Source organism: Aureibaculum koreense (assembly GCF_034296135.1).
In the GTDB taxonomy this organism is placed as follows: domain Bacteria; phylum Bacteroidota; class Bacteroidia; order Flavobacteriales; family Flavobacteriaceae; genus Aureibaculum.
In genome coordinates this window covers 17,929-34,919 of record NZ_JAXKVV010000025.1, presented here as the reverse complement: position 1 = coordinate 34,919, position 16,991 = coordinate 17,929, and the positions used below count along the sequence as shown (strand labels likewise).

The 16,991-nt window shown below is 33.2% G+C and carries 15 protein-coding genes; 4 read left to right on the top strand and 11 right to left on the bottom strand.

Annotated elements, in window-relative coordinates; all coding sequences use genetic code 11:
* Positions 1-101 precede the first annotated feature (101 nt).
* The gene (gene pta / locus UMM65_RS15405) at positions 102-2,195 is read left to right on the top strand and encodes a phosphate acetyltransferase (protein ID WP_321977829.1); all 2,094 of its coding nucleotides are present in this window, start codon (positions 102-104) and stop codon (positions 2,193-2,195) included.
* 56 nt (positions 2,196-2,251) lie between these two features.
* Positions 2,252-3,436, top strand: a complete 1,185-nt coding sequence (locus UMM65_RS15400) for an acetate/propionate family kinase (RefSeq protein ID WP_321977828.1) — start codon at positions 2,252-2,254, stop codon at positions 3,434-3,436.
* A gap of 54 nt (positions 3,437-3,490) precedes the next feature.
* Here the strand turns inward: UMM65_RS15400 and cls are convergent, their stop codons facing one another.
* The 9 genes from cls to UMM65_RS15355 form a co-directional block, all read right to left on the bottom strand.
* Positions 3,491-4,912, bottom strand: a complete 1,422-nt coding sequence (gene cls / locus UMM65_RS15395; protein ID WP_321977827.1) for a cardiolipin synthase — start codon at positions 4,910-4,912, stop codon at positions 3,491-3,493.
* Between the two features lie 43 nt (positions 4,913-4,955).
* Positions 4,956-5,297 (bottom strand): hypothetical protein, encoded by a 342-nt coding sequence (locus UMM65_RS15390; RefSeq protein ID WP_321977826.1) that lies wholly within the window; start codon positions 5,295-5,297, stop codon positions 4,956-4,958.
* A gap of 119 nt (positions 5,298-5,416) precedes the next feature.
* Complete coding sequence (locus tag UMM65_RS15385; protein WP_321977825.1) at positions 5,417-5,866, bottom strand: ferritin-like domain-containing protein; 450 nt, start codon at positions 5,864-5,866, stop codon at positions 5,417-5,419.
* A 69-nt stretch (positions 5,867-5,935) separates the two neighbouring features.
* Positions 5,936-6,331: a hypothetical protein gene (locus tag UMM65_RS15380; RefSeq protein ID WP_321977824.1), complete on the bottom strand. Its 396-nt coding sequence runs from the start codon at positions 6,329-6,331 to the stop codon at positions 5,936-5,938.
* Between the two features lie 102 nt (positions 6,332-6,433).
* Positions 6,434-7,324, bottom strand: coding sequence for a mechanosensitive ion channel family protein (locus tag UMM65_RS15375; protein WP_321977822.1), 891 nt, complete (start codon positions 7,322-7,324; stop codon positions 6,434-6,436).
* 181 nt (positions 7,325-7,505) lie between these two features.
* A complete protein-coding gene (locus UMM65_RS15370; RefSeq protein ID WP_321977819.1) occupies positions 7,506-7,709 on the bottom strand; it encodes a DUF6327 family protein in 204 nt (67 codons plus the stop codon).
* Between the two features lie 12 nt (positions 7,710-7,721).
* A complete protein-coding gene (locus tag UMM65_RS15365) occupies positions 7,722-8,069 on the bottom strand; it encodes a hypothetical protein (protein WP_321977817.1) in 348 nt (115 codons plus the stop codon).
* Positions 8,069-8,398 (bottom strand): YtxH domain-containing protein, encoded by a 330-nt coding sequence (locus UMM65_RS15360; RefSeq protein ID WP_321977815.1) that lies wholly within the window; start codon positions 8,396-8,398, stop codon positions 8,069-8,071. The genes UMM65_RS15365 and UMM65_RS15360 overlap by 1 nt, the downstream gene beginning before the upstream one ends.
* A gap of 199 nt (positions 8,399-8,597) precedes the next feature.
* Entirely contained in the window at positions 8,598-10,670 is a 2,073-nt protein-coding gene (locus UMM65_RS15355) for an HD family phosphohydrolase (protein ID WP_321977814.1), read from the bottom strand.
* Positions 10,671-10,829: 159 nt separating this feature from the next.
* Between UMM65_RS15355 and UMM65_RS15350 the strand changes: the two genes are divergently transcribed.
* Both UMM65_RS15350 and UMM65_RS15345 read left to right on the top strand, forming a co-directional pair.
* Positions 10,830-12,005, top strand: a complete 1,176-nt coding sequence (locus tag UMM65_RS15350; protein ID WP_321977813.1) for an acetyl-CoA C-acyltransferase — start codon at positions 10,830-10,832, stop codon at positions 12,003-12,005.
* Between the two features lie 10 nt (positions 12,006-12,015).
* The gene (locus UMM65_RS15345; RefSeq protein WP_321977812.1) at positions 12,016-12,786 is read left to right on the top strand and encodes a C40 family peptidase; all 771 of its coding nucleotides are present in this window, start codon (positions 12,016-12,018) and stop codon (positions 12,784-12,786) included.
* A 174-nt stretch (positions 12,787-12,960) separates the two neighbouring features.
* Here the strand turns inward: UMM65_RS15345 and UMM65_RS15340 are convergent, their stop codons facing one another.
* Positions 12,961-14,232, bottom strand: coding sequence for a tetratricopeptide repeat protein (locus tag UMM65_RS15340; RefSeq protein ID WP_321977810.1), 1,272 nt, complete (start codon positions 14,230-14,232; stop codon positions 12,961-12,963).
* A gap of 33 nt (positions 14,233-14,265) precedes the next feature.
* A complete protein-coding gene (gyrA, locus tag UMM65_RS15335; RefSeq protein ID WP_321977808.1) occupies positions 14,266-16,785 on the bottom strand; it encodes a DNA gyrase subunit A in 2,520 nt (839 codons plus the stop codon).
* Positions 16,786-16,991: the final 206 nt, after the last annotated feature.

Below are 16,991 nucleotides of genomic sequence, written 5' to 3'. Positions count from 1 at the left end.
ATCAATTTAATTACTTATTAAATATTTAATTTTATCCCAATCACGATACTTAAAGTAGTTAATTTCGTAAATTTGCAATCTTAAATAGTTAACAAAACTTAATGAACAAAGCCATATATATTGCCACTACCGAAGCTAAAAGTGGTAAGTCCATCATCTCTATTGGATTAATGCAAATGTTATTGGGCAAAACCGCCAAAGTGGGTTATTTTAGACCGATAATAGATGATTACCCAACAGGGAAAAAAGATAACCATATCAGTACCTTGCTCAGTTATTTTGATCTTCAAATGGATTATGAAGAAGCATTTGCGTTTACACGTAGCGAAGTTGTTCGAATAAACAACCAAAATAAGAATGACCAAATTATCAATAAAATCATTAAAAAATACAAATCAATCGAAGACCGTTTTGATTTTATCTTGGTAGAAGGTACGGATTTTTCAGGTGAAGGTGCAATTATTGAATGGGATATTAACGTACTTGTGGCTAAAAATCTGGGAATTCCAACTATTTTAATTACAAGCGGTGTTGGAAAAACTTTGGATGAATTGATAAGCAATCTTTATATGGCGTATGATTCTTTTAAAGATCATGGTGCTGAAGTACTTATGGTAACCGCTAATAAGGTACAGCCCGAAAATGTAACATTGGTCAAAAACGAACTGCTTAAAAACTTACCTGAAAACGTACTTACAGGAGTAATTCCTAAAAATAGTACGCTAGGAAACCCTACTGTTAAAGAAATTATTGAAGAGTTAGATGGTAAAGTTTTATTTGGGGAAGCACACATTAACAATCAAGCTGGAGCATTTAGTGTTGGTGCCATGCAGTTGAGAAATTATCTTACCCACTTAAAAGAAAACAGTTTGGTAATTACCCCTGGTGATAGGGCAGATATAATTTTAGGGGCATTACAAGCAAATATCTCGGCCAACTATCCACCTATTTCTGGCGTAATTTTAACAGGGGGGTTATTACCAGAAGAACCCATAATTAAATTAATAGAAGGATTGTCGGAAATTATTCCTATAATTTCGGTTAAAGGCGGCACTTATTCAATTACTAATAGAATTGGGGCAATTCAACCTAAGATGTATGCAGAAAACATCAATAAAATAACAGCATCAATTCAAGAATTTGAAAAACATATCCCTGTAGATGCCTTGGCGGAAAGGTTAATAACGTTTAAAGCTGAAGGTATTACACCCAGAATGTTTCAATATAATTTATTAAAGAAAGCCATTTCAAATAAAAGACATATTGTCTTACCGGAAGGTACCGATGAGCGTGTATTACTCGCAACCAAACAATTAATGGACACCAACGCTGTACAGCTAACCCTATTAGGGAATAAAGTTGAGATTGAAAATAAATTGGCTCAGCTTGATGTTGACTTTGAACTAGATAAAATTTCAATAGTGAACCCAACAGAATCAGTTCACTTTGAGGATTATGCACATACATTGTACGAATTAAGAAAACATAAAAACGTAAATTTGGCCATGGCATATGATTTAATGGCTGATGTTTCTTATTACGGAACGATGATGGTGCATAAAGGCCATGCGGACGGAATGGTATCGGGGGCGGTACATACCACACAACATACCATTAGGCCCGCTCTGCAATTCATTAAAACCAAACCTGGTGTTTCTGTGGTTTCATCTGTATTTTTTATGTGCTTGGAAGACAGGGTAACGGTGTACGGAGATTGTGCCATAAACCCCAACCCTACTGCGGAGCAATTGGCTGCTATTGCCATTTCATCATCAGAAACCAGTTTGGCATTTGGTATTGAACCCAAAATTGCCATGTTATCATATTCTTCAGGGAGTTCTGGTGTAGGTGCAGATGTAGATCGTGTTAGAAAGGCAACGGATTTAGTTAAAGAAATGCGTCCAGAACTTAAAGTTGAAGGGCCTATTCAATACGACGCTGCAGTTGATATGAATGTTGCCAAAACTAAATTACCAAATTCCGAAGTGGCAGGGCAAGCAAGTGTGTTTATCTTTCCTGATTTGAATACTGGAAACAATACTTATAAAGCAGTACAACGTGAAACCAAGGCATTAGCCATTGGACCAGTTTTACAAGGATTGAACAAACCAGTAAACGATTTGAGTAGAGGTTGCACGGTTGACGATATTTATAATACGGTAATTATAACTGCTATTCAAGCACAGAATCTTTAGTTTAAATTATCTAAAAAACATCAAGAGATTTTTTTCACTCTTAATTATTAAAAAAAATGAAAATACTAATTATCAATTCCGGTAGTTCTTCCATCAAATTTCAATTGATAGCAATGCCCACAGAAAATGTGATTTGTCAAGGTATTGTGGAACGCATTGGAGCAAAAGATGCAATATTTCAATATAAAACGGAAACATCAGATTTACATGAAATTGATGAAATTACCTCTCATAAAATCGGTTTGCATAAAATTGCCGATTATTTGTTAGATACAAAAATTGGTGTTATAGAGGATACGGATGAAATTGATGTTATAGGACATAGAGTAGTTCATGGTGGCAATACTTTCTCTGATACTACTCTAATCACTACAGAGGTGAAAAGTAAAATAAAAGACTTAAATCCTTTGGCACCGCTTCACAATCCACACAATTTGGAGGGAATAATTCTTACTGAACAAATTTTCACAAATGCAAAGCAGGTTGCGGTATTTGATACCGCTTTCCATCAAACCATTCCAATAAAGGCTAAAAAATATGCCATTCCCAATACATTTTATGAGAATAACAACATTCAGTTGTATGGTTTCCATGGAACAAGTCATAAATTCGTAACGGAAAAAGCCATAGAACATCTACAAAAAAACGAATCGAGAATAATTACAATCCATTTAGGAAATGGATGTAGTATTACCGCCGTAAAAAATGGTAAAAGTATGGACCATAGTTTAGGTTTTGCACCTTCTAACGGGCTAATAATGGGTTCTAGAAGCGGTGACATTGATCATTCTATAATTTTCTACCTAGTAAATAAATTAGGTTATAATCTAAATGAAGTTAACAAATTACTTACCAAAGAAAGTGGTATGCTCGGCTTAACCGGTTATAGCGATTTAAGAGAGATTGAAGCACAGGCTGAAAACGGAAATACAACATGTATGTTGGCTTTAGAAATGAATGTTTACCGTATTAAAAAGTATATTGGTGCTTATATTGCTGTAATGAACGGTTTAGATGCCATCGTTTTTACCGCTGGAATCGGAGAAAATTCAAGCACATTAAGGAAAATGATCTGTAACGATATGGATTATTTAGGGATAAATTTAGATGATGCTAGAAATAGTATCAGGTCTAAAAAATTGAGACAAATCAATACTGAAAAATCACAAGTAAAAATTTTAGTAGTACCCACTAATGAGGAGATTGAAATAGCTAAACAGGCTTTTAAGCTCTGCAGCTAATTAAATTGCTCAGTTTTCTTAATTTTAACACAAAAGGAGAATAAGTCACCTTTTCTACAACAAAGGACTAAAAAGCCTGGCAAAACCTTCAAGAACTTTATTGTAAAATGGACGGGCTGAATGTTCTTCTAAAGTTAAAAGACTGCTTTTTTCACAATCTTTTAAAAAAGTTTCTGAAATTTCTTGAGCCACTTTTTCATCATAAATCAAAGCATTGGTTTCAAAATTTTGTTCAAAACTTCTATGGTCAAAATTACCAGAGCCTACGGATGCAATTTCAGTGTCTGTAATAATAATTTTACTATGTAAAAAATTGCTGCTTCTATAAATTTCCACACCAACTTTTAATAACTCATTAAAGTAGGACTGCATACTGTATTTTGCCAAATTGGAATCGGATTTTTTTGGAACCAATAATTTTATTTTAATTCCGCCCAAAGCCGCCATTTTAATTCCTTCCAACAACGGTCTGCTTGGCATAAAATAAGGATTGGCAATGTAAATACAATCATCAGCAACGTTTACTAATCCTAAATATTGGTGTAAAATAGTTGGATAATCCGAATCTGGTCCACTGGCAACAATTTGTACTATAGAGTTTCCCTTTTTTTCAATTTTGGTATGATATTTTTCTTCCAATAAACTTTCGTTGTTAGAAGCAAAATAAAAGTCTTTGATAAAAATGTTGTGCAAACTTTCAACGGCTGGTCCTTCAATACAAAGATGTTCATCATCCCAAACACCTAATTCGGACTGAGAACTAACATACTTATCGCTAATATTTACCCCACCCGTAAAACCTATATCACCGTCAATAACTATAATTTTTCTATGATTTCTAAAATTAATAGTAAAAATTATAGAACCAAATTTAAGAGGCATTACAGGAAATATTTCTACACCTAACGCCTTAAATTTTTTAATTGATTTTTTTTTCAGCTCAAAACTTCCTATAGCGTCGTAAATCATTCTAATCTCAACACCTTCCTCAATTTTCTTCTTAAAAATTTGATATATTTTTTCTAAAATTTCACCATCTTCAAATATGTAAAATTGAATATGGATAAATTTTTTGGCATTTTCCAATTTTTCAAAAATAGTTTTGTAAGCATCTGCCCCGTTGCTTAAAACGGTAACCTTATTACCTTCAATAGCCGGAAAATTAGAACTCTTTTCAAGTAGTGAGGCAAGCTTTGTCTTTTTAGAAGATTTGAATAAAACTTTATTTTTAGAAGTATTGTGCTTAAGGTGTTTTTGATCGTATAATCTTCTCTCAGCAGTCCGTTTTAATGTAAAAATCTTAAATTCCCTTCTATTTACACCAAATAACAAATAGGATATTACACCTGCATAGGGTACAAATATTACAACTAATATCCAACCCAAAGATCTAGATGGATTAGATCCATATAAAATTATGCTACCTATGGCAATAAAAGCGGTAACAATGTAAATTATAAAAAAGGCTGTTAACATTGGTTGTTAGTTGTTCAAAATTTAAATATACTATAGTTTTTGGTTAATTATCCTTTTCAAACTCATCAATATTATATTTATTGGAAAATTGACTTTTAGGTACCTTCTTAAAAAATTCTGCCAGTTCACCGTCACTTGCCGGACCATAACCCGCCAATACCGTACCTTTGGAGCTACCATTGTCAGTTTCAATTACATACAGAATTGACATATCCGAAGGGTTGCTCATTCCTTCAAATCTATGTTCCGCAACAATAAAAACATCGTCAGGCTGAAATTTTCTTTTTGTTTTTAAGTCAATTAAATTTCCGTTTCGCACTTGATAATCAGCTGTATATCCTTTTTCCTGATATTGATCTATATAATCTCTTTCGTTTTTTTCCATGGTAAATCAGATTAAAATTAAAAGAGAATCTCCTATTTTTTAAATTGAAGATTCTCGGGTGAATTGATTTTTTTTTATGAACTAATAACTTAATTAAATTCAAGTTCAAAATAATTTTTTTACTTCAAATCTTCTAAAGACTTAATGGTTGAAAGGTTTCTTTCAATTTTATTTTTTTGCTTTAAAAGCAACATCTTTGTTGTTGGCGGCAAACTCGTTTCAGCTAAAACGTCTTCATATTCTTCTACTGAGGCCTTTTCGCCTTTAATAGCTTCTTCCAACATAGAATCGTCATTGTCCGATGAAAATAGTGATTTTACGTCCATCCAAGCCCTGTGTGCTGTTCCGGTCGCAGAGCCACTAGTATCGAATTTCTGTCCATAAGATGCAATTTCCGATTTCAGTTCGCTTTTAAAGTTACCACGTTCTTGTGCTCTATTTTTAAAATACGACTTTAAGGCCTCGTTCTTTGCATTATCAGCTGCTTTCTTAAATCCTTTTTCGGCATCGTAATTTTTTTCAAGAATATCATTTAATTTGTCTCCAACTATTTCTCTGTATTTTGTCATAATCTTTAGTTTTAAATGAGCTGTAAATTATTTTACGACGTTTTACGGCATACCGTCAAAATTATTCAATTATAATTTTTTTCTTGTTATTTCTAAGTTCGAAGGCTCTGAAATATTGCCTTCTTTTTCCGCCGTAATAAAGATTTCTTTTACACTAAAGGGAGTAATTGTTTCCAACTCCACTTTTTTCGCATTTTTATTGCTTAAGAGCCCTAAATTTTTTACGCCATTATCTTCTGTAACTCCCCATACTACGTAATAATCTCTTGGCGGATCTAGCCTATCTGGGCTTGCCAAATTTTCGGCCGTAACCTTAATAGTATAATTATTATTGCTGTCCTGTTTCTTCGTTGCAGAAATTTCTGCAGCTGGCACCAAATCGGATATTGGAAACTTCACTGTGGTAGCACAAGATGCAAATAATAAGGAAAGAACTACAATTTTAATTGTTTTTAGATTCATCATTTTAATTGTTTAAGTTATTTGATTTAGGTGTAATGATAAGTATTATAAACCTTTAATATTGATTCATACGCAATTAAAACTAACGCTATCAATTAATCGAAACTATTCAACGGTAGATAACTCTTTATCTCCGAATTTTAAGTTAGGAATATCCAATGTTCTTATTGGAAAAGGAATATTGATATTATTTTTATCAAATTCTTTCTTCAGCAACATGATTGCTTCTGTTTTAGATTTGGCAACTTCCAAACCTGATGTAGAATTGATCCAGTATCTTAACTCAAAATTTATAGAGCTGTCACCAAATTCCCTATACAAAAAGATTACGTCATCTTCAGACTCTACAGAATCAAAATGATTGGCAATTGCTTTTACAGCAAGGTTTTTAACAAATTCAAGATCAGATTCATATCCAACACCACATTCAAGAATTACACGGGATTGTTCGGTTCTAGAATAGTTTTTAATTGGATTTTCCACCACTTGCTTATTAGGAATGTAAACCAAGTTGTTATCCACTTGTTTTAAAGTAACGGCTCTTAAATCTATATCTACTATTTCGCCCTCATAATCGTTGCTCTTTATCCAGTCGCCGAGTTTTACAAATTTTATATAAGACAATATAATACCCGAATAGGTGTTTGCCATGGCTCCTTGTAATGCCAGACCAACAGCCAAACCTGCAACGCCGGCACCTGCCAATAAGGTATTCAAAGTTTTACTTAAATCTAAAATACCAAGAATTAAAAATAGCCCAATTAAAATGGTCAATACCGCCATTAGTTTGGCAATAACGTTTTTCATGGATTTTTGCATCTTTCCCTTATCCAAAAATTTAAGGGTTAGCCTGTTTATGTATTTTGATATAAAAATTACAACTATAAAAACTATAATCGCAATTATCAGATTTGGTAAGTTAATAATTATGGCATCTAGCCAAGAGGTTAATTTTTCAGTCATTTTAGACCATGCTTCTAAAAATTGATTTTTCATTTATTTTCTGTTTTTTATTTTTTGTTTTAGTTAATCTGTCGTTATTATAATACTAAAACAGTTTAATCCTGTGCTTTTTTGCTAAAATTATTGACTTAATTAGGTTAGCTTTTTATTGAAAAAAAAAGCTGCTCAAATTTTTAAAATCCAAGCAGCCTAAACCAACTAACCAAACTTTTTTTTATCTTTTAAATAATTTTTTTAACAAAAAGAATATTCCAAATTTTTTAATACCACCCAATATTGGCGACATAATACCACTCGGGGTTAAACTATCTTGAACTTCATTGCCAGACTGTTTTATTTCTTCCCAAGCAATTTTACGCTCAAGATTAAGCCTTTTAAGTTCATAGTCTATTTCGTCAAATGAATTATATATTCTCATTGTTTTCTTATTTTAATCGAAAAACGATTTTGAAAATTTTCTAATTAATGTTTTATCAATGCTCTTTCTCAATGAGAAAGCTATAAGTGCAAATAGTACAAGTATTAGCCCTACAATTAATATTCCTAGTGGAATACTTTCTAATAATTTACCTAAAGCAATTGCACCTGCTATGGCGAAAAAAATCAATCCTAAAAAAATAAACCCTCCAATTATGGCTATTTTAACTAATGCACTGAGCGATAGCGATAACTGCTGAAATATTTTAAGCTTAAAATACTCTTCACTACGCCTAATATAATTTTCGCCAGATTTTACCGCATTGGTAGTTGATTCATTTATGGATTCAAAAATATTCATTATGCTTTCTGATATTTTTTATTCTGTTTTTTTAAATCGGCTAATTTTTTTTCTAATGTATTAATTACATCTTCGGCTTTGTAGCTGGCATTAGTAACAATAGATTCCACTTGGTCATCTAACGTTGCTTTTTTTTCTTTTGCCGTTTGCATAACAGTATCTTTAATCTCAGATGCTTTTTCAACTATGGTATCTTTATAATCTACTGCACCATCAGCAATTTTCTGTCTGGTTTTACTTCCTTTATCGGGTGCATAAAGTATACCAATAGCTGCCCCTGCAATTGCTCCTGTCAATATTCCTAATAATGTATTTGATGTATTGCTCATTATTTTATGTTTTTAAGGTTAATAAATTTAAAGTTGTAGTAAATAGCTCTTATTTACTAACAACACAAAAGTCTTAAATATAACTTGAAGAGATTAACTCATTAAATGAAAAGATTGACGTAAAAGAGATTAGGGTACAGAATCGCAGTACCTGAACAAACCTATCAGTATTTGAATTTGTTCTTTTGAGTTTTGATTTTTATTCGGGATATTCTATCCGTAAGTGATAAATATTGTTCAGTTTCTTTTTAATTACCTTTTTTATTATTTGTATTTCCTTGAAGGTAATATCAGCATTCATAAATTGTCCATTTGCCATTTGACTCGCTACGATTTTTTCAATAAGCTCATCGATTAATTGAGCTGTGGGTTCTTTGAGGCTTTTTGATGCGGCTTCTGCAGCATCGCACATCATTAAAATTGCAGTTTCTTTTGAAAAAGGTATTGGACCACCATAAGAAAAATCTTCAATATTCAAATCTTCTGGATTCTCTTTTTCTTGTTGTTTATAGAAATAATACACCAGCGATGTTCCATGATGGGTTCGGATAAAATCTATGATCCTATCGGGCAACCTGTGCTTTTTTGCTATTTCAATGCCATCTATAACATGATTAATTATTATTTCCGCACTATCTTTAGGAGTTAGTTCGTTGTGCGGGTTTACACTTGTGGTTTGGTTTTCGGTAAAATATTTGGGATTCAGCATTTTACCAATATCATGGTACAAAGCACCTGTTCTGACCAACATAGCATTTGCACCAATTTCATTTGCCGAGGCTTCCGCCAAGTTGGCAACCTGCATAGAATGTTGAAAGGTCCCTGGAGCTTTTTCTGCCAATTCTCTCAATAATTTGGAATTTGTATTCGACATTTCCAATAAAGAGACATCTGAAACCAAGCCAAAAGTTTTTTCATAAACCAAAATTAGAAATAAGGACAAGAACGACAATACACCGTTTAAAGCGAACAGTATGAAGTATTGCCAATTTATCTTTAACATATTGCCTTCTTGTATAATGGAAAAAGCAAAATAGGCTACCATATATACCAATGTAATCTGACTGATGGATATAAATAAATTAGCCCTTCTGTGCAACTCGGAAACCGTTAAAATGGTAATTATACCCGCAATTATCTGTAAAAAAATAAACTCAAAACTATTAGGAACTATAAAACCTAGCAATAAAACAGTTAACACATGGGTAAACAGTCCCAAACGTGCATCAAAAAATGCTTTGATAATTATGGGTAAAATTGGCAAGGGCACAACGTACAAGTAATCTACCCTATACTTTACAACCAAGGTCACTATTAATACCATTAAAAAAATATTAAAGAATATAAAGGTAACTTTTGTATTATTCTCAAAAATAAAGGGTCTGTACTTTTGTAGGAACAGTAATAACATTAATAGATTTAGAGCTACCAACAATACATAGCCGAACACTATCCAGTTATAATTGGATTGGTTCCAAACTTGCGATAAATATTCTTTCTCCAAAGAATTTAGTATACGTAATTTTTTACCTTCAACAACATCGCCCTTAGAAATAATCCTCTCATTTTCAGTAACTAAACCTTCAGTATATGATATTTTATTTAATTGATCCTGTAAAATTTTATCCGTTAATTCTTCGTCATAAAAAATGTTGGGTTCAAGTATTTTTAATACAACAGGGGTTAAATAGGCCTCTAAAGATTCATATCTGGACCTATTAAAATGATTTTTTATTAAGGTATCAACCTCATTTGAAGTTAGAAAATGATCAAAGACGATATCCGAAATAGTATTTCCCTTTCTTAAAGCTACAAGTTGCTTGTCTTCTACTCTATTAACGTCATTTTGATTGATATAACCTTCTTTGTAAATATCATCAATTAGACCGTTTAAAAAATTAACAATACGTTTTGCATTGTAATTATCAAGAATAGAATCCTGAGCATTTTTAGAAATATTTTTTTCTAATTCACTTTTTACTTTTGTTATAACATCCTCTTTATAAGAAAAATAAAGTTTTTTATTTGAAGTAATGGTTCTTTTCTCTTCTTCAATCTTTTGCTCAGATTTATGTATGGCAAAGTCAAAAGGAGCATATAAGTTATCGTATTGCCATGGTTTGCCATTATGGAATTCATATTTAAAATGACCACCTTTGGGAAACATATAAACAATAGCCAATGTGGTTACGGCGAAGAGTGCTATTTTATATACTAAGGCATGATTTTGATATAGTTTATTTAAAAAATCTCTGAAGTTGAATTTTTTCATTTGTTTGACTGATACAAAGTACCTTATATATTTAATAATAACTGTAAAAATAACTAAATTCGCAGAATCAATACCTTCTTGCGAAGTTTAGTATGAAAAAACTTTAACCAATTAAAAGGTAAACAATTAATAAACATATACTTAAACCTATATAAAATTATGAAAGAAGTTGTAATTGTTTCTGCGGTAAGAACTCCAATTGGGAGTTTTTTAGGAAGTTTATCAAGTATTTCTGCAACAAAATTGGGTGCTGCTGCCATTAAAGGTGCTCTTGAAAAGATAAATTTAAAAGCAGATAAAGTGGATGAAGTTTTAATGGGTTCAGTATTGCAGGCCAATTTAGGTCAAGCCCCAGCAAAACAAGCGGCTCTATACGCCGGAATACCTGATACTGTACCTTGTACAACTGTAAACAAAGTTTGTGCTTCGGGCATGAAAGCCATTATGCAAGCAGCTCAAGCTATTCAATTGGGTGACGCTGAAATAGTAGTAGCTGGTGGTATGGAAAACATGTCTATGGTACCGCATTATCTTAACGGAAGGGTTGGAAAAAAAATGGGATTGATCGGTATGGAAGATGGACTTTTAAAAGATGGTCTGACCAATGTCTATGATGGTAAACACATGGGAACATGTGGTGATCTATGTGCAGTAGAGCATAAATTTTCTAGAGAAGACCAAGATAATTTTGCCATAACTTCTTACAAGAGATCGGCTAAAGCATGGGAACAAGGTAAATTTAAAGATGAAATTATTGCCGTTGAAGTACCACAGCGTAAAGGAGATCCATTGGTTATTGATGAAGATGAAGAATACAAGAACGTAATGATGGAAAAAATACCAAATCTTAGACCCGTTTTCAGTAAAGAAGGTACGGTTACGGCTGCAAACGCTTCTACATTAAATGATGGTGCAGCTGCTTTGATTTTAATGAGCAAAGAAAAAGCTGGCGAATTAAATTTAACACCTTTGGCAACCATAAAGGGGTATGCAGATGCTTCTGTTGAGCCAGAATGGTTTACCATTGCCCCTGCAAAAGCCTTACCCAAAGCAATTTCCAAAGCAAATACTACGCTTGACAGTATAGATTATTTTGAATTTAACGAGGCTTTTTCCGTAGTTGGTTTGGCAAACACAAAAATATTGGGTTTAGATGCTGATAAAGTCAATGTAAATGGCGGAGCGGTTTCTCTAGGCCATCCTTTAGGCTGTTCTGGAGCTAGGATTGTAGTAACCCTTATAAACGTATTAAAACAAAACAATGGCAAATTAGGAGCTGCCGCTATCTGCAATGGAGGTGGTGGTGCAAGTGCCATTGTAATTGAAAACAACTAAGCGTTTTTTAATGAAGTACGGTATTTGTAACTTAAGTACTATTCCACTTCGTGTGATTTCAGATCACACTAGCGAGATGATTTCTCAACTTCTTTTTGGAGATCATTATAAAGTACTACAAGAAAACAAAGAATGGTTAAGAATTCGTTTGGAATTCGATAACTGTGAAGGTTGGATTGAAAATAAACAGCATACCGAAATTTCTAAGGATTATTTTGATGATTTAAATAATTCGGATACTGTTATTACAACTGAATTGGTCGATTTTATTGAGGATGAAAAACACGAACTAACTTCCGTACTCTTAGGTTCTAGACTACCTTTTTATGGCGAAAAGTCTTTTAATCTAAACGATGAAAAATATACATTTGAGGGACGTGTATCATTTAAAAAGCAATCAAAACAATCTATAGTAAATTCGGTATTTTTATATACAAACGCACCTTTTTTATGGGGAGGAAAAACACCTTTTGGCATAGATAGTTCTGGGTTTACACAAATGGTTTATAAGTTGAACGGTTATTCTTTACTCAGAAAAGCCTCAGAACAAGCCACACAGGGCGAAGTATTAAGTTTTATAGAAGAGTCTGAACCTGGAGATCTCGCTTTTTTCGATGATAATGAAGGTGAAATAATTCATGTGGGTATCATTTTAGCCAATCATCACATTATCCACTGTAGCGGCAAGGTAAGGATTGACATGCTTGACCATAGTGGAATTTATAATAAAGACCTTAGAAAACACACCCATAAATTAAGGGTGATTAAGAAGATTTTTTAGTAGGGTTTCAACTACTTGATATCCCACAAAAGCCCCCTCAAGGGACAATTAGTCCAAACCAAATTACTCTTAGGGTTATAAATTTGTTATATAATTTCGGCCAATGTAATAAATCCCAAAAAAAAATGCCCTCTGTTTGCAAAGGGCATTTTTAAAATTGTAAATCTTTCCTAATTATTTAGAAGCATCCCAAAGGGCTTTCATTTCCTTGTATTTATCATCCATTTCTAGGTTTTCGTACATACTCATCAGAGTTCTAACTACATCAAGATTGTCTTTCTTAATACTATGTGCTTTTTCAAAGTATGGCAATGCTTGTTTGTACAAGTCCATTTGCTTTGCCTTAATTTCATCGTATTTTTTAAAGTTACTCAGGTTTTTGTTCATTTCTTCAACAAGCTCTTTGTCTTTTTCCAATACTAAAGCTCCCATGTTCAAATGAGCATCAGCATAATTAGGGTCCAGCTCAATAGCTTTTTCATAATTAGCTTTAGCCTCTTCCAATCTACCTTGTTCTTGATTGATAACGCCTATATTAAAATGCAAACTTGGGTTTGTTGGGTCCTGCTGAATAGCTTCTTTCATTAAAGCGGCAAACTCATCTTTATTACCTAAATTTAATTGAATATTCGCTTCTGTAAAAATCAAATCCGCATCATCTGGATTTGCTTTTCTTGCCTCTTTTACGGCATCAATTGCATTTTCCGTCTCTCCTTTTTCCACTAAAATAAGTGCAATATTTTTGATAACATCCGCTCTTTTAGATTCTGATGTTTCTGACTTTGCATCTTTATACTTACCAGTTTTAACCATCAAATCCATTTGAGATTTAGAACTAAAATTTTCTGTCTCATTGGTTTCTGTATTTATAGCTGAGTACGTAGTTGCAATTCCTGTATAACCTAAATCTTTTAAAGCATTGAAATACTCTAAAGAAGTATCAAAATCTTTATCTAAATAAGCAGCTGTAGCGGCATATTCTAAAAACACGGTATCTTTTTTACTCAAATTATATGTTTGATATAACGTTTTCTTTGCAGAAGCATAATCTTTATCTTGATACTCTTTAATACCCTTATTAGAGACATCCGCAACTAAAGCATTTAACATTGGTTGGGCTTCTTCGGTATATTTTTGCTTACCGATTTCTTTTTCAAAACTGATTAAATCCTGAAATGATTTTGCTGCCACATCATAGGCATCGGCTGCCATAGCAGGTTGTTTTTTGCCGATGTTATAATACGTTTGGGCCTTTAAAAAATAAAATTTGGCTTTTAATTTTTCATCGGCATTAGCTATTAATCCTTCTGCTTTATCAACAGAGGCTTTTGCAGCTGACCATTCTTCTTTTTTTATTGCTTTTTCAGCGTCTTTTAATTCATCTTTTTGTGCGAACGATGACAATCCTATAAAAATTGCCAGCACTAATAATACTAGTTTTTTCATTTTTGCTTAAAATTTAGTGTTCATTTTTGTTTGTTATTCTTCTTGATCACTTATTTGATCGGTTTGGTTATTTTCAATATCCGTGCCAAGTTCTTGTATTTCGTCTTCATCATCCTCTTCTCGTACTACCTTTGCTACGGCTGCAATAGAATCATCACCTTTAATGTTAATCAATTTTACACCTTGGGTTGCCCTTCCCATAACACGTAAATCGGACACTGCCATTCTAATTGTGATTCCAGATTTGTTAATAATCATAAGGTCATCTTCGTCCGTAACATTTTTTATGGCTACTAATTTACCTGTTTTTTCCGTAACATTAATGGTTTTTACACCTTTTCCGCCCCTATTGGTTATTCTGTAATCCTCTAGGCTTGAACGCTTACCGTATCCTTTTTCAGAAACTACCAGCACATCGCTTTCCATATCGTTAAGCGAAATCATACCAATTACTTCGTCTTTATCGTCTTTTAAACGAATTCCTCTAACACCAGAAGCATTTCGGCCCATTGGTCTCGTTTTACTTTCTTCAAAACGAATAGCCTTACCAGATTTCACGGCAATCATAATCTGACTGTTACCGTCCGTTAGTTTAGCCTCTAGCAGTTCGTCACCATCTTTAATGGTTATGGCATTAATTCCATTTGATCTGGGTCTAGAATATTGCTCTAAAGATGTTTTTTTAGTCTGACCATTTTTGGTCACCATTATAATATAGTTATTATTTACATACTCTTCATCTTTTAGATCTTGTGTGCAAATAAATGCTTTTACAGTATCATCTGGTTCAATATTAACCAGATTTTGAATAGCCCTACCTTTAGAAGTTTTACTACCCTCTGGAATTTCATAAACCCGCATCCAGAATACTTTACCTTTCTGTGTAAAGAATAGCATATATTGATGATTGGTAGCCACAAACAGATGTTCTAAGAAATCTTCATTACGCGTTGCCACACCTTTTTGTCCTCGTCCGCCCCTGTTCTGAACCTTATATTCATCTAAGTTGGTACGTTTAACATAACCAGCATTTGAAATTGTTACAACCACTTGAGAGTCAGGTATCATATCTTCAATACTTACATCACCGCCAGCATATTCAATTATCGAGCGACGCTCATCACCATATTTATCTCTAATTTCAATTAATTCATCCTTAATGATGGTCATTCTACGCGACTCATTGGCTAAAATATCCTTTAAATCTTCTATCAACTTCATAATCTCCTCATATTCACCTCTTAACTTATCTTGCTCTAATCCAGTAAGCTGACGCAATCTCATTTCAACAATTGCTTTAGCTTGTATCTCGGAGAGTTCAAATCTCTTTATTAAATTCTCCCTGGCCTCTTCTGCATTTTTGGAAGCTCTTATAATTTTGATAACTTCATCAATATTATCAGATGCAATTATCAATCCCTCAAGAATATGGGCTCTGGCTTCTGCTTTGTCTAGTTCGTATTTTGTTCTTCGGGTTACTACATCGTGTCTGTGGTTTACGAAATGCTTAATCAAATCCTTTAGATTCAACATTTCAGGTCGTCCGTTGACCAATGCAATATTATTTACACTAAAAGAAGTTTGGAGAGCTGTATATTTATATAATTTATTAAGAACAATGTTTGGAATAGCATCTCTTTTCAGTACATAGACCAAACGACGTCCTTTTCTACTGGTTTCATCACGCACGGAAGCAATCCCGTCAATTTTTTTATCATTGACCAATTCGGCCGTTTTTTTCATTAATTCAGCACCATTAACCTGATAAGGTAATTCCGTTACTATGATACATTCCCTACCATTTACCTCTTCAAAAACAGTTTTGGCACGCATTACAATTCTACCGCGACCAGTATGGAAGGCATCTTTTACACCATCGTAACCATAAATTGTTCCTCCCGTAGGAAAATCTGGTGCTTTAATATGTTGCATCAAACCATCAATGTCAATTTCATTATCATCAATATAAGCAACCGTTCCATTAATTACTTCAGTTAAGTTGTGCGGAGCCATATTTGTGGCCATTCCCACGGCAATACCCGAAGCACCATTTACCAATAAACTGGGGATTCTAGTTGGCAAAACCGTTGGTTCTTGCAACGTATCATCAAAATTTAAACGATGATCTACAGTATCCTTATCAATATCAGACAACATTTCTTCTGATATTTTGTGCATTCTAACCTCTGTATAACGCATAGCGGCAGGACTATCACCATCGGCGGAACCGAAGTTACCCTGTCCATCTACCATCTGATAACGCATGCTCCAATCTTGTGCCATACGTACCATGGCATCATATACCGAAGTATCACCATGCGGGTGGTATTTACCTAATACTTCACCAACAACCCTAGCGGATTTTTTATGAGCTCCCATTGCTTTAATTCCCAATTCGTGCATACCGTACAACACCCTTCTGTGCACTGGTTTTAAACCATCTCGTACATCTGGCAATGCCCTAGACACAATCACTGACATTGAATAATCAATGTAAGATGACTTCATTTCATCTTCAATATTAATAGGAATTAATTTTTCACCTTCTTCCATAAAGTTTCTCTATTTTTTGTTTTAAAATTAAGAGAGCAATATACAACAAATCTGTTTTTTTAAAGTTATATAAAAATGTATTTATTATCATTTTTTATTAACAATTAGCACCAGTAAACATCCTGTTTTTCATAAATTTACTGAATAGCCAAAAGTTCGGTATAACTTTTGTAATAGTTATTAAAAAAAATCGAGTAATTTTACCA